Origin of the sequence: Deinococcus actinosclerus, assembly GCF_001507665.1 — a bacterium.
GTDB classification, from domain to species: domain Bacteria; phylum Deinococcota; class Deinococci; order Deinococcales; family Deinococcaceae; genus Deinococcus; species Deinococcus actinosclerus.
In genome coordinates this window covers 1,386,696-1,399,924 of record NZ_CP013910.1, presented here as the reverse complement: position 1 = coordinate 1,399,924, position 13,229 = coordinate 1,386,696, and the positions used below count along the sequence as shown (strand labels likewise).

At 70.6% G+C, this 13,229-nt stretch carries 12 protein-coding genes; 4 read left to right on the top strand and 8 right to left on the bottom strand.

The genetic code is table 11. The features are described 5' to 3' along the window. Positions 1 to 21: 21 nt before the first annotated feature. Together yjjX and AUC44_RS06810 are read right to left on the bottom strand one after the other, a co-directional pair. Positions 22 to 576 (bottom strand): inosine/xanthosine triphosphatase, encoded by a 555-nt coding sequence (gene yjjX / locus AUC44_RS06815; protein WP_062157967.1) that lies wholly within the window; start codon positions 574 to 576, stop codon positions 22 to 24. Then, positions 573 to 998 (bottom strand): DinB family protein, encoded by a 426-nt coding sequence (locus tag AUC44_RS06810; RefSeq protein ID WP_062157966.1) that lies wholly within the window; start codon positions 996 to 998, stop codon positions 573 to 575. The genes yjjX and AUC44_RS06810 overlap by 4 nt, the downstream gene beginning before the upstream one ends. 183 nt (positions 999 to 1,181) lie before the next feature. Between AUC44_RS06810 and AUC44_RS06805 the strand changes: the two genes are divergently transcribed. Continuing rightward, a complete protein-coding gene (locus AUC44_RS06805; RefSeq protein ID WP_062157965.1) occupies positions 1,182 to 1,622 on the top strand; it encodes a response regulator in 441 nt (146 codons plus the stop codon). A gap of 55 nt (positions 1,623 to 1,677) precedes the next feature. On the opposite strand, the gene AUC44_RS06800 is transcribed toward AUC44_RS06805, so the two are convergent. After that, on the bottom strand, positions 1,678 to 2,652 hold the full coding sequence (locus AUC44_RS06800; protein ID WP_062159721.1) for an aldo/keto reductase: 975 nt from the start codon (positions 2,650 to 2,652) through the stop codon (positions 1,678 to 1,680). 83 nt (positions 2,653 to 2,735) lie between these two features. Here AUC44_RS06800 and AUC44_RS06795 point away from each other — a divergent pair, with 83 nt between their 5' ends. Further along, positions 2,736 to 4,115, top strand: a complete 1,380-nt coding sequence (locus tag AUC44_RS06795; RefSeq protein WP_062157964.1) for an MDR family MFS transporter — start codon at positions 2,736 to 2,738, stop codon at positions 4,113 to 4,115. Between the two features lie 55 nt (positions 4,116 to 4,170). On the opposite strand, the gene pdxT is transcribed toward AUC44_RS06795, so the two are convergent. From pdxT to rho, 5 genes are all read right to left on the bottom strand, one after another. Next, positions 4,171 to 4,761, bottom strand: a complete 591-nt coding sequence (gene pdxT, locus AUC44_RS06790; protein ID WP_062157963.1) for a pyridoxal 5'-phosphate synthase glutaminase subunit PdxT — start codon at positions 4,759 to 4,761, stop codon at positions 4,171 to 4,173. Between the two features lie 2 nt (positions 4,762 to 4,763). Continuing rightward, on the bottom strand, positions 4,764 to 5,654 hold the full coding sequence (pdxS, locus tag AUC44_RS06785; protein ID WP_062157962.1) for a pyridoxal 5'-phosphate synthase lyase subunit PdxS: 891 nt from the start codon (positions 5,652 to 5,654) through the stop codon (positions 4,764 to 4,766). Between the two features lie 81 nt (positions 5,655 to 5,735). Continuing rightward, positions 5,736 to 6,110 carry a response regulator gene (locus AUC44_RS06780; protein ID WP_335338693.1) on the bottom strand — a complete coding sequence of 125 codons (375 nt, stop codon included), beginning with the start codon at positions 6,108 to 6,110 and terminating at the stop codon, positions 5,736 to 5,738. 11 nt (positions 6,111 to 6,121) lie between these two features. Beyond that, on the bottom strand, positions 6,122 to 7,453 hold the full coding sequence (locus AUC44_RS06775; RefSeq protein ID WP_062157960.1) for a peptidoglycan DD-metalloendopeptidase family protein: 1,332 nt from the start codon (positions 7,451 to 7,453) through the stop codon (positions 6,122 to 6,124). A gap of 43 nt (positions 7,454 to 7,496) precedes the next feature. Next, complete coding sequence (gene rho, locus AUC44_RS06770) at positions 7,497 to 8,771, bottom strand: transcription termination factor Rho (RefSeq protein WP_062157959.1); 1,275 nt, start codon at positions 8,769 to 8,771, stop codon at positions 7,497 to 7,499. 650 nt (positions 8,772 to 9,421) lie between these two features. Here rho and AUC44_RS06765 point away from each other — a divergent pair. Both AUC44_RS06765 and ileS read left to right on the top strand, forming a co-directional pair. Further along, positions 9,422 to 9,751 (top strand): DHCW motif cupin fold protein, encoded by a 330-nt coding sequence (locus AUC44_RS06765; RefSeq protein ID WP_062157958.1) that lies wholly within the window; start codon positions 9,422 to 9,424, stop codon positions 9,749 to 9,751. Between the two features lie 196 nt (positions 9,752 to 9,947). After that, on the top strand, positions 9,948 to 13,133 hold the full coding sequence (gene ileS / locus AUC44_RS06760; RefSeq protein ID WP_062157957.1) for an isoleucine--tRNA ligase: 3,186 nt from the start codon (positions 9,948 to 9,950) through the stop codon (positions 13,131 to 13,133). The last annotated feature ends 96 nt before the right edge of the window (positions 13,134 to 13,229 follow it).

The following is a 13,229-nucleotide window of genomic DNA, read 5'->3' as shown; positions in this document are numbered from 1 at the left end:
CCCGAGCCTACCAGACCACGCCTAACGCACGTTCGTTCGCACCGGCAGAGCCGGCGGGTACAGCTCGGGATGCCGCGCCGGCGCCAGGGCCAGCGCGAGCGCCTGCGCCCACACGCCCGGCCGGGTCACCAGTCCGCCGGTCAGGGCCCCCACCGTGCCCGCCCCGCGTTTCAGGTCGTGGGTGCCCAGCAGCTCGTCCATCACGCCGCCCAGTTCCTCGCCGGCCAGCACGCGCGGCAGGACGGCCGGGGGCACGGGCAGCTCGGCGGTGCGGGCGCTCAGGAGCAGGCCGTCCCCGGCGCGCGCGGCGGCCACCACGCCGAACAGCCAGCCCTGTCCCCGCTCGACCCGCACGCCGCCCTCCAGGCCCACGCCCCAGGTCGCGCCGGGCAGGCGGGCGGCGCGCCGAGCGCGGTTCAGGGCGCCCCGGCGGGTCTCCCCCACCCCGAGCGGCTGGTCGCGCACGCCGCTGGGCACCGCCGCGCCACGCACCGCCAGGTCCGGCCACAGGGCGGCGAACACCTCCTGGACGGGCTGCACCTTGCCGGGATTCAGGGACCCGACGATGACCGTCACGCGCGCTCCGGCGCGGGCAGCGTGCCGTGCAGGCGGCGGATCAGCGCCACCTGCCCCCAGTGATATGCGCTGTGCGCCGCCAGATCGGTCAGGACGTCCCGGGCGCGGCTGCTGGGACCGGCGGCCAGCGCCTGCGCCTCGGCCAGCCCGGTCTGGAGGTCGGCCAGCAGGGCGACCAGTTCGGCGTCACTGGCAGGGGCACCGGGCCAGACATCCAGTCCATCGGGCCAGCGGTCGGTGCGGCCCGACGCGAGATCCAGGCTGGCCCGCTGCGTGACCTGAAGGTGCGCGAGGAGCTCCGCGAGCGTGTACGGCACTCCCGGCGCGGCGCGGGTGGCCTCCGCCAGCGTCAGGCCGCCCAGCAGGTCACCGGGCGAGCGGAAGGCCGCGCCACCCGCCAGAGCGTATTGCAGGACGTTCATGCCGCCAGACTAGTGCAGGGCGCCGGCTCCCTGCGCCCGGTCAGGCGGCCGGTCAGCGGCCCGGCTCAGGTCAAGGGAGCCATAAGGAAGCGTGCGGGGGCCGTAAACGCGCGCTGCACGGCCGGACCATGCGGGCCTGCCAGACTGGGCAGCAGTGGCCCCGCGGGGGCCGGAGGCACCGTCATGACCCAGACCCACACGCCTATACCCATCCACCTGCTGCTGGTCGAGGACAGTGAGGCCGACATCATCCTGACCCAGGAGGCCTTCCAGGAAGCCGGGATCCACACCCACCTGCACGTGGCGCGCGACGGCGTTGAGGCGCTGGACTTTCTGCGCGACCCGGCGCAGCCCCGCCCGGACGTGATCCTGCTCGACATCAACATGCCGCGCATGAACGGCCTGGAGGTGCTGCGCGAGGTCAAGCAGGATCCGCAGCTGATGACCATTCCGGTGATCATGCTGACCACCAGCCGCGCCGAGGAGGACATCCTGCGCTCGTATCAGGCCTACGCCGCCAGTTACGTCGTGAAACCCGTCGAGTTCGGCAAGTTCTACGAGGCGATCCAGGCGCTCGGCCGGTACATGCTGACCATCGTGCGCCTGCCGCCGCGGGCCAGCTGAGGAGACACCGGCGAAGGGGCCGCCGAACCCATACCGGCGGCCCCTTCGCCGGTGTTCACTCGGCGCTCTGGTACCAGTTGCGGTCCCAGCGGTGCGCGCGCAGGCGCTCCACCTGATCCTGCGGCAGGCCGCGCCCGTCGGCCAGCGCGGCGTTGCGTTCCACGTTGCGCACCGAGCGCATCCCGACGATCACGGTGGACACGGCGGGGTGCGACAGCACGAAGCGCAGGCTGGTCTCGGCGAGCTGGTCGGTGTGGATGCCGAGGTCCTGTTCGATGGCGCGCAGGCGGGGTTGCAGCTGGCTCAGGCGGTCGCCGCCGAAGTAGCCGTTGCGCCAGTCGCCCTCGGGGAAGGTGGAGTCCTGGGTGAGGGTGCCGGTCAGGCTTCCCTCGTCGAGCGCCACGCGCACGATGACGCCCACGCCGTGCTCGCGGCAGGCGTCGAGCAGGCGGTCCTGTGGGGACTGGTCGAACACGTTGTAGATGACCTGCACGGAGTCCACGGCGCCCGCCTCGACGGCCCTGACGGCGTTGTCCGGCTGGTGGTCGTTGACGCTGATGCCGAACGCGCGGATCAGCCCGTCGCGCTTGAGCTGCGCGACGGCGTCCTGCCAGTCGCCCTGGCCCAGCCAGCTGTCGTTCCAGACGTGCAGCTGCTGCACGTCGATGGTCGGCAGGCCCAGGCGCTCCAGGCTGGCGCGGGTCATGTCGGTGATGTACTGGCCCGGGAAGGCCTCGTCGGCGGTGGTGCCGGGCGTGGCGGGCCACTCCATGTTCTTCGGGCTGATCTTCGTGGCGACGAGCGTACCGGGGTGCTCGCGCGCGACCTGCCCCACGAGGCGTTCGCTGTGGCCGCTGCCGTAGCCCATGGCGGTATCGATGAAGTTGCCGCCCAGTTCGACGTAGCGGCGCAGGGCGTCCAGGCTGTGGTCGTCCTGCGCGCCCTTCCACATGTCCGCGCCGATGCCCCAGGCGCCGTAGCCGATCTCGGTGACGTTCAGGCCGGTGCGGCCCAGCGGACGCTGATGCATGCTCATGAGCAGACTGTAACGATTCAGATCGTGTGAATCCAGCTCCACCCTTGACGGGGCCTTCACAGGAGTACGCTGCGCAGGTGAATGCCCTCCCCAACCTGAGCCCCCAGGCCCGGCAGCTGGCCACCACCGGTCTGGTCGTGGGTGTGTTCCTGGCCGCGCTGGAAGCCAGCGTGGTCGCCACCGCCATGCCCAGCGTCATCCGCGACCTGGGCGGCGAGACCCTGTACGCCCTGCCCTTCGCGGTCTACCTGCTGACCAGCACGGTCAGCAGCCCCCTGTGGGGCCGCGCCAGCGACGTGGTCGGCCGGCGACGCCTGTACCTCGCCGCGGTCCTGATCTTCCTGATCGGCTCGGCCCTGTGCGGCCAGAGCCACTCCATGGCCATGCTGATCGCCGCGCGGGTCGTGCAGGGCGTCGGCGCGGGCGGCCTGCTGCCCCTGACCCTCACCATGGTCGGGGAACTGTACTCGCTTCAGGAACGCAGCCGCGTGCAGTCGTTCATCTCCGGCGTGTGGGGCGTGTCCGGGCTGGTGGGGCCGCTGCTGGGCGGCTGGCTCACCGAGACGCTCTCGTGGCGCTGGACGTTCTACGCCAGCCTGCCCTTCGGCGCGGCGGCGCTGCTGCTGGCCCTGCGCTTCCTGCCGGAAACCGGGCGGCCCCGCCCCGCCAGACTCGACTGGGCGGGCGCGGCGCTGTTCACGCTGGGCAGCGGGCTGGTCGTGTGGGGACTGGAACAGCGGCAGTGGCTGCTCGTGATCCTGGGCGCCGTGACGCTGGCGGGCGCGGTGGTCCTCGAACGCCGCCACCCGGACCCGCTGCTGCCCATGCGCGCCCTGCGCGAGCGGCTGCCGCGCGTGGCGTTCGCCGGGAACCTGCTCGGCGGCGCGGCGTACTTCGGCGTGATCGCGTACCTGCCGCTGTACGCGCAGGGCGTCACGGGCGGCGGGGCCACGGCGGGCGGGGCGATCCTGACCCCCATGCTGGTGGGCTGGACCCTGACGGCCATCGTGACGGCGCGGCTGGTGAAGACCGTCCCGCTGGCCCGCATCGCGCAGGTGGGCTTCGCGGTGCTCGTCGTGATGTTCGGCGCGCTGATCTTCGCGGTGCACGCGCCGCTGTGGGTCACGAGCGCACTGGGCTTCGCGGTGGGCACCGGCATGGGCTTTTCCATGCTGAGCCTGCTGCTGGCCGCGCAGGAGACGTCCAGCCGCGAGGAACTGGGCGCCGTTACGAGCGGCGTGCTGTTCGCCCGGCAGATGGGCGGCGCGCTGGGCACCGCGCTGATGGCGCTGCTGATCGGCTCGGCCGCTATCCAGAGCGGCGGCTTCGAGCTGGCCGAGGGCCTGCGCCGCGCCTACCTGCTGGCGCTGGGGCTGGTCGCCGTGGCCCTGGCGCTGAGCCTGCGCCTGCGTGTCACGCACCCCGCCCAGGCGCCCGCACCCGCCAGCAACGATTGACGACCACAGAAAGGCCGCCACCCCAGTCGGAGGTGGCGGCCTGTTGTGTCTGCGGTCAGGCGGGGGTGAGGCAGCCCTGGAGGAACAGGTCGTGCAGGCGGTCGTCGCCGGTGAGTTCCGGGTGGAACGCCGTGGCGAGCACGCGGCCCTGCCGCACCGCGACGGCCTGCCCGTCGTATTCGGCGAGGACCTCCACGCCCTCACCGACGCGGGCGAAGGCGGGCGCGCGGATGAACACGGCGGGGAACGCGCCAGTCAGGCCGCGCACGTCCAGCCCGGTCGTGAACGAGTCGATCTGGCGGCCGAAGGCGTTGCGCTGCACGGTCACGTCCAGCAGGCCCAGGCTGTCCTGCCGCCCGAACTGCGGTGGGGCGCCCTGCACCTCACGGGACAGCAGGATCGCGCCCGCGCAGGTGCCCCACAGCTGCCCGCCGCGCGCGTGGAAGGCCCGCAGGGGCTCCCACAGCGCGTACTCGCTCATCAGGCGGGCCATGGTGGTGCTCTCCCCGCCGGGCAGGATCAGGCCGTGCAGGCCGTCCAGGTCCGCGGCGAGGCGCACCTCGGTCACCTGGGCGCCCAGGCGGTCCAGGGCGGCGCGGTGCTCGCGGAACGCGCCCTGGAGGGCCAGCACGCCGATGCGGGCCATGTTTACCAGCCGCGCGCGGCGAGGCGCTCGGCGGGAATCAGGTCGTCGATGTTGATGCCGGTCATGGGCGCGCCCAGGTCCTCGCTGATCTCGGCGAGCACGTCGGCGTTCTGGAAGTGCGTGACGGCCTTCACGATGGCCTGCGCGCGGCGCTCGGGGTTGTCGCTCTTGAAGATGCCGCTGCCGACGAACACGCCGTCGAGGCCCAGCAGCATCATCAGGGCGGCGTCGGCGGGCGTGGCGACGCCACCGGCGGCGAAGTTCACGACGGGCAGCTTGCCGTGCTCGTGCACGTAGCGGACCAGTTCGTAGGGCGCCTGGAGGTCGCGGGAGACGGTCATGAGTTCCTCGGCCGGGCGGGCCTGAATGTGCTTGATCTCGCCGAGCACGGTGCGGGCGTGGCGGACGGCCTCGATGACGTTGCCGGTGCCGGCCTCACCCTTGGTGCGGATCATGCTGGCGCCCTCGCCCACGCGGCGCAGGGCCTCGCCGAGGTTCTTGGCGCCGCACACGAAGGGCACCTTGAAGTCGTGCTTGAGTATGTGGTACTGGTCGTCGGCGGGGGTCAGGACCTCGGACTCGTCGATGAAGTCTACGCCGAGCGCCTGGAGGATCTGCGCCTCGACGATGTGCCCGATGCGGACTTTCGCCATGACGGGGATGCTGACGGCGCCGATGATCTCCTTGATCATCTTGGGGTCGCTCATGCGGGCCACGCCGCCGTCCTTGCGGATGTCGGCGGGGACGCGCTCGAGGGCCATGACGGCGGTCGCGCCGGCGGCCTCGGCGATGCGGGCCTGGTCGGCGGTGACGACGTCCATGATGACGCCGCCCTTGAACATCTCAGCGAAGCCCTGCTTCAGGGCGGGGGTACCGGTGGTCGCTTCGGTCATGCCCGCAGGGTAAACGAGAACTGACCCCACCGGGAGGGTCACTTTCAGGTAGCCGGTGGGGTCAGTTTCTGGGGGGTGGGGCTAGCTGGACGGCCTGCGGCGGCGGGCCTCCTCAATCCGCTCGACCAGCTGCGACGGGCGGAACGGCTTGACCAGGTACTCCTGCACCACGTCCGGCCCCAGCTCCGGCATCACGGCCGGCCGCGCCAGCCCGGACAGGAAGACCACCGGCGGCAGCGCCGGGCCGTGCTGGGCCGCCATGCGCCGCACCGTCTCGAACCCGTCCCAGGGCGCCATCAGCACGTCCATCACGATCACGTCGATGGCCTCGTGGGCCAGCAGCTCCAGCGCCCGTGGGCCGCTGCTGGCCGTGCAGACCTCGTAACCGTGAATCGCCAGGGTCAGATCGAGCAGTTCCAGGATCTGCTCCTCGTCGTCCACAACCAGCAAGCGCACCGCGCCGCCGGTCATGGCAGCAGGCCCAGCGGATCCACGGTCTGCCCGCCCAGCCGCACCTCGAAGTGCAGGTGCGGCCCGGTGCAGATCCCGGTGCAGCCGATGTACCCCAGCAGCTGCCCCTGCGCCACGTTCTGCCCGGCCGTGACGGCCGCGCGGCTCATATGGCCGTAGACCAGCGTGCTGTCTCCACTCTGCGTGTACACGTTCAGACCATACGCCCCGTAGCCGCTCTGCGTGACGCGACCTGCCGACGCCGCGTAGATCGGCGTGCCGTAGGGAGCAGCCAGATCGATCCCGCCGTGGAACACCTGCTGGTGGAAGGCGATGTCCCGCTCGGCGTAGCGGCTGGTCAGGCGGTAACTGCGCATGGGCCACACCAGCCCGCTGCGGCCCGGCGCGAGGCTGACGGTGGCCACGGCGGCGCGCTGCGCGGTCTGCCGCGCGCGGGCCTGGGCGGCCGCCTGCGCGGCCTCGAACTGCTGCTGGCGTTCCAGCGCGGCGATGGCGGCCTTGCGCTCGGGGCTGTTCTTCCAGGCCAGGAACTTCTCGTACTGCTCCTGCGCGGCGTACTTGGCTTCCAGCCGGGCCTTCTCGCGGCCTTGCTTCCAGGTCAGGAACTTCTCGTACTGGGCCTGACGCTGCGCGGCGATGGCGGCGCGGCGCTCGGCCTCGCGCTTCTCGGCCAGCTGCTGCGCGAAGCCCTCGGCGCGGATGCCGGGCAGCAGCAGCTCGTCACCCACGTCCAGCTCGGTGGGCAACACGTCGTTGGCGCGCGCGGTGGTCAGCAGGTCCGCGCCGTACCCGGCGATCAGCGACAGGGCCGACTGCCCCGGCTTGATCCGCACCAGCAGCCCGCGCGCCCCGGTGGGGACGTTCAGGGTGCTGCCCACCGGCAGGCGGTCGAGGCTGGTGCGGTCGAGGTTCACGCCCAGCAGATCGACCACCGTGAGGCCGAAGCGGCTGGCGACCCGGGCCATGGTGTCGCCGGGCCTCACGCGGTACGTGACGACGGACTGGGGCCGCTGCGGCTGGCGTTCCTGCACGCGGCCGGGCAGGCTGAGCTGCACGACCTGGGTGGCGCCGCGCGCCGAGGCCAGCTTCACGGCGCCCGGCGTCAGGCCGTAGCGCCGCGCGACGTTCGGCAGCGGCGTGTTGCGGGAGGTGACGAGTTCCAGCACGCGCTCGCCGCTGTCACGGCTGAGCACCACGTCCGCCGGGGCGTCCAGCTGCAGTTGCAGTGGGGCCAGCAGGCGCTCTTCGGGGGTGGCTTGTTGCGCGTGGGCGAGGCCCAGCAGCGCGCCGAGGGTCAGAAGCCGCGTCGCGCGGCGAAGGGAAGGCAAAGACAAGTGTGAGCTCCGAATCGGGGGATCGAGTAGACGAACGTCAGCCGCCGGCCAGGGCCGCCAGGAATTCGACGTTGTTCCGGGTTTTACCCATGCGGGAGAGCAGCATCTCCATCGCGTCCGCCGGGTCCATGTCGCTGATGACCTTGCGCAGCAGCCACATCTTCTTCAGGACTTCAGGCTGTAGCAGCAGTTCCTCGCGGCGCGTGCCGGACTTCAGGATGTCCAGCGCCGGGAAGATGCGGCGTTCCTCGAGGCGGCGCGACAGCACGAGTTCCGCGTTGCCGGTGCCCTTGAATTCCTCGAAGATCACGTCGTCCATGCGGCTGCCGGTCTCGACGAGGGCGGTGGCCAGGATGGTCAGGCTGCCGCCCTCGCGGATGTTGCGCGCCGCGCCCAGGAAGCGCTTGGGCCAGTGCAGGGCGTTGGAGTCCAGACCGCCGGACAGGGTGCGCCCGGTGGGTGGGGTCACGAGGTTGTTCGCGCGGGCCAGTCGCGTGATGGAATCGAGCAGGATCACCACGTGGCCGCCTTCCTCCACGATGCGCCGGGCGCGTTCGTGCACGAACTCCGCCACGCGCACGTGGTGCTGGGGCGGCTCGTCGAAGGTGCTGGCGATGACCTGCGCGCCCTGCACGCTCTCGCGGAAGTCCGTGACCTCCTCGGGGCGCTCGTCGACGAGCAGCACCATGACGGTCACGTCCGGGTAGTTCTTGACGATGGAGTTCGCGACCTTCTTCAGCAGGCTGGTCTTCCCGGCCTTGGGCGGCGCGACGATCAGGGCGCGCTGCCCGCGCCCGATGGGCACGAGCAGGTCCACGACGCGCAGGCTCAGGCCGTCGTCCATGCTGGGGTCTTCCAGCACGAGCTGCGCGTCCGGGAAGGTGGGGGTCAGGTCGTCGAAGCGCGGGCGGCGGCGGGCCGTCTCGGGATCCACGCCGTTGACGGCTTCCACCTGCACGAGCGAGCCGAAGCGCTCGTTCTCGCGGGGCTTGCGGGCGCGGCCGATGATCTCGTCCCCGGTGCGCAGGTGGTACTGCTTGATCACGCCGGCGCTGATGAGCACCGTGCGGCTGTTCGGGTCGAGCAGGTCGGCCTGCAGGAAGCCGTACCCGTCGGGGCTGATCTCCAGGAAGCCGCGCGCGAGCAGCTGGCCCTCGCTGGCGGCCTGCCGCTCCATGATGGCCAGGGCCAGGGCGTCTTTTTTCAGCTTGCGGTAGTTCTCGATGCCGTACCCGGCGGCGATCAGGTGCAGTTCGGGCAGGATCTTCTGTTGCAGTTCGTGGAAGGGGAGGCTCTGGTGGGCGTCGGTCACAGCGGGGCCTCCGGCAGGGGGGGCAGGTGCGGAACGCCGGCCGACCGGCCCGCCGCGCGCGGGGCGGGGCAGGCAGTCGGGCAGGCGGGATGGGTGGGGCAGGTCATTCGTGTTACTCCTGAGGCCGATTCTAAACACGCGCTGACGCTTTTCACACGTATCGCGCCGGGGGCAGGGGGTGGGGGCAGCGGAAGAGACTGCCCTCCAGCATACCCGCAAGCGCGGCTCCCGGGGGAGCCACGTTGACCGTTCCCAGCCTGCCGCCCTACCATGAGGGGCACCCCAAACCGGGGTGAGACATCAGGGCGACCGAGAGGACAGTACGCGGGCACCAGCGGAACGCACGAGCGAGTCAGGGAGGGTGAGAGCCTGACGCGGACCCAGCCAGCCGAAGATCACCTCCCGCGCCGACGGAAGAACCGCTCCCCCGGGGGCGCACTAGACCCGTCCGGACACCCCCCGTCAGAGGGCCAATGGAGACCGGCACGCGCCGGTGAAGTTGGGTGGTACCACGCACCAGCTCCCCCAGGGGGCGGCGCGTCCCAGCACCGTCCCCCCACATGGGGGCGTGACCGCTGAGACCCGCCGTCCCCTTTCCCGCTTCACTCCTGCCCCGCTTCGCCCGTGTTCTGTCCCCGGAGGCCCGAACCATGCACCTGACCGACATTCCCTTCGGGGTGACCACCTGGGCCGACGTGCCTGCCACCGAGCACCCCGGCGAGCGCGGCGCGGCCGTGTGGCGCACCCGGCAGTTCGGCTTGGTCCGCGTGCGGATGGTCGAGTACTCCCCCGGGTATCTGGCCGACCACTGGTGCGAGAAGGGGCACATCCTGCTCGTGCTGGCCGGTCAGCTGGACACCGAACTGGCCGACGGGCGCACCTTCACGCTGCGGCCCGGCGAGTCGTATCAGGTGGCCGACCATACCGAGCCGCACCGGTCGAGCACCGACGTGGGGGCCACGCTGTTCATCGTCGACTAGTCCGGCCCCCGCCCACCCTCTCCCCTGACCCGCACCCCCCGGAGGTGACCATGCCCCGCACCCGACCGGTCCGCACCCGACTGGCCCGCCCACTTCCCCTCTGCTCCGCCCGGCCCAGGCGGCCGATTCGGACGCGGGTGACCCCCGCCTCCGACGCCCGACCCACACAGCCCCTCACAACCCACCCGGAGATCACATGACCGACAAGAAGACCCTCTTCACGCCCGTGCAGGGCAACCCGAACTTTCCCGCACTGGAACAGGGGATCCTCGACTTCTGGAAGCGCGAACGCGTGTTCGAACGCTCGCTGGAACAGACCCAGGGCGGTCCCGTCTTCACGTTCTTCGAGGGCCCGCCCACCGCGAACGGTCAGCCCGGCGTGCACCACGTCCAGGCGCGCTCGTTCAAGGACCTCTTCCCGCGCTTCCGGACCATGCAGGGCTTCCACGTGCCCCGCAAGGCCGGCTGGGACACGCACGGCCTGCCGGTCGAGCTGGGCGTCGAGAAGAAACTCGGCCTGAACAGCAAACGCGAGGTCGAGGCGTACGGCATCGACCGGTTCAACGCGGAGTGCCGCGCCAGCGTCTTCGAGTACGAGGCCGAGTGGCGCAGGTTCACCGAGCGCATGGGCTACTGGGTGGACCTGGACGACGCGTACATGACGCTGCACAAGGACTACATCGAGAGCATCTGGTGGAGCGTCAAGAACCTCAGCGAGAAGGGCCTGCTGTACAAGGGCTTCCGCGTGGCGCCGTACTGCCCCAAGGACGGCACGACCCTCAGCAACGCCGAGGTCAGCGAGGGCTACAAGGACATCCAGGATCCCAGCGTGTACGTGCCGTTCCGCCTGACCGACCCGGCCAGCCTGGGCCTGGAGGACGGCGCGGCGTTCCTGGTGTGGACGACCACCCCCTGGACGCTGCCGTACAACGTGGGCGTCGCCATCCACCCGGACTTCGAGTACGTGGCGGCGCGCGACAAGGACGGCCACGTGCTGATCCTGGCCGCCAGCCTGAAGACCGAGGTGCTGGGCGAGGAGGCCGAGGTCGTCAGGACCTTCAAGGGGAGCGAACTGGAGCGCGTGGCGTACCAGCCCCTCTTCACGGAAGCGTACGAGGCCGAGGGTGAGGGCAAACCCGTGTGGATGTCGGGCCTGGACACCTACGTGTCCGACAGTGACGGCACCGGCATCGTGCACACCGCGCCCGCCTTCGGTGAGGACGACATGCGTCTGGCCCGCAACTACGGCTTCCCGGTGATCGTGGGGGTGGACGGCGAGGGCAAGCACCGCTTCGGCCCGTGGAAGGGCGTGTTCTTCCGCGACGCGAACACCGAGATCGTCCGCGACCTGCGCGCGCGCGGCCTGATGTGGCGCGAGAAGAACTTCCTGCACGCCTACCCGCACTGCTGGCGCTGCGGCACCCCGCTGATGTACTACGCCACCGAGAGCTGGTACCTGAACAACACCCGCCTGAAAGAGCGCCTGATCGAACTGAACCAGACCATCGACTGGCACCCGCCGCACATCAGGAACGGCCGCTACGGCGGGTGGCTGGAGAACCTGATCGACTGGAACCTCTCGCGCAACCGCTACTGGGGCACGCCGCTGCCCGTGTGGGAGGCCGAGGACGGCGAGTACCGCGTGATTGGCAGCTACGCCGAACTGGCCGAACTGAGCGGCCGTCCCGAACTGACCGGCCCGGACTTCGACCCGCACCGGCCCTTCGTGGACGACATCACCTTCGAGGACGGCGGGAAGACCTTCCGGCGCGTGCCGTACGTGATGGACGTCTGGTACGACAGCGGCTCCATGCCGTTCGCGCAGCACCACTACCCCTTCGAGAACAGGGAGAAGTTCGAGAACGGGGGCTTCCCCGCCGACTTCATCGCGGAGGCCATCGACCAGACGCGCGGCTGGTTCAACTCGCTGCATCAGATCGGCACGATGGTGTTCGATTCCGTGGCGTACAAGAGCGTCATCTGCTCCGGGCACATCCTCGACGAGAAGGGCGCGAAGATGAGCAAGAGCAAGGGGAACGTCGTGAACCCCTGGGACGTGTTCGAGCAGTACGGCGCGGACGCCGCCCGCTGGTACATGTACGTCAGCGCGCCGCCCGAACTCAGCCGCCGCTTCGGCATGAACCTCGTCGGTGAGGCGTTCCGCTCCTACTTCCTGACGCTGTGGAACACCTACTCGTTCTTCGTGCTGTACGCAAACCTCGACCAGCCGGACCTGACGGCCGCCGCGCCCGCCGCCGAGCGCCCCGAGGTGGACCGCTGGCTGCTCGCCAAGGTGCAGGCCCTGATCGGCACGGTCACGGCCGCGCTGGAGAACTACGACCCGACCGGGGCCAGCCGCGCCCTGCAGGACTTCGTGGTGGAGGACCTGAGCAACTGGTACGTGCGCCGCAACCGCCGCCGCTTCTGGGCCGGGGACGACGGCGCGGACCACAACGCGTACGCCACGCTGCACTACGCGCTGGTGACCGTCACGCAGCTCACGGCCCCGTTCACGCCGTTCCTGGCCGAGACGCTGTACGGGAACCTCGTGCGCTCGCTGGTGCCGGACGCACCCGACAGCGTGCACCTCACCCCCTGGCCCAAGGTGGACGAGGCGCTGGCCGCGCCGACCCTGGTGGGCGAGATGGACGCCGTGCTGCGTGTCGTCAGCTTGGGCCGCGCCGTGCGCGGACAGACCGGCATGCGCCAGCGTCAGCCCCTGCCGAAGGTCATGGTCCGCGCCCGCACCGCCGACCAGACCCAGGCGCTGGGCCGCTTCGCCGAGCAGCTCAAGGAGGAACTGAACGTCAAGGAGGTCGAACTGATCGACCAGTTCACCGAACTCGTCAGCTACGTGCTGCGCCCCAACCTCCCGGTGCTGGGCAAGAAGTTCGGGAAGGCCGTCCCGCAGGTCCGCGCCGCGCTGGCCGCCGCCGACGCCAGCGAGGTCGCCCGCTTCGTGCGCGACGGCAAGCAGTTCGAGGTCGTGGCACCGACCGGTGAACGCTTCGAACTCGGGCCAGACGAGGTCCTCGTGGACGCCAAGTCCCCCGAAGGCTTCGCCGCGCAGGAGGAAGCCGGGTACCTCGTGGCCTTCGACACCACCCTCACCCGCGAACTGGAACTTGAGGGTCTCGCCCGCGACCTCGTGCGCGGCGTGCAGGACGCCCGCAAGAAAGCCGGATTCGAGGTGCAGGACCGCATCGCCCTCCACCTGGACCTCAGCGGCGACGCCCGCGAGGCCGCCGAGGCGTGGCAGGAATACCTGATGAGCGAAACGCTGGCCGAGACCCTGGTGTTCGCCGCCGCCGACGGCTTCGAGGCCGAACTCGAGGGCGGAAAGGCGTACCTGCAGAAACTGGACACCGCCAGCCACAACTGACAGCAGAATTCAGAGGTATTGAAGGGCTTCTTCAATATCTCTGAATCGAGCGGAGCGAGCACCTGCGAAGGACAGCGGTTGGAAGTGGAGTTGAGG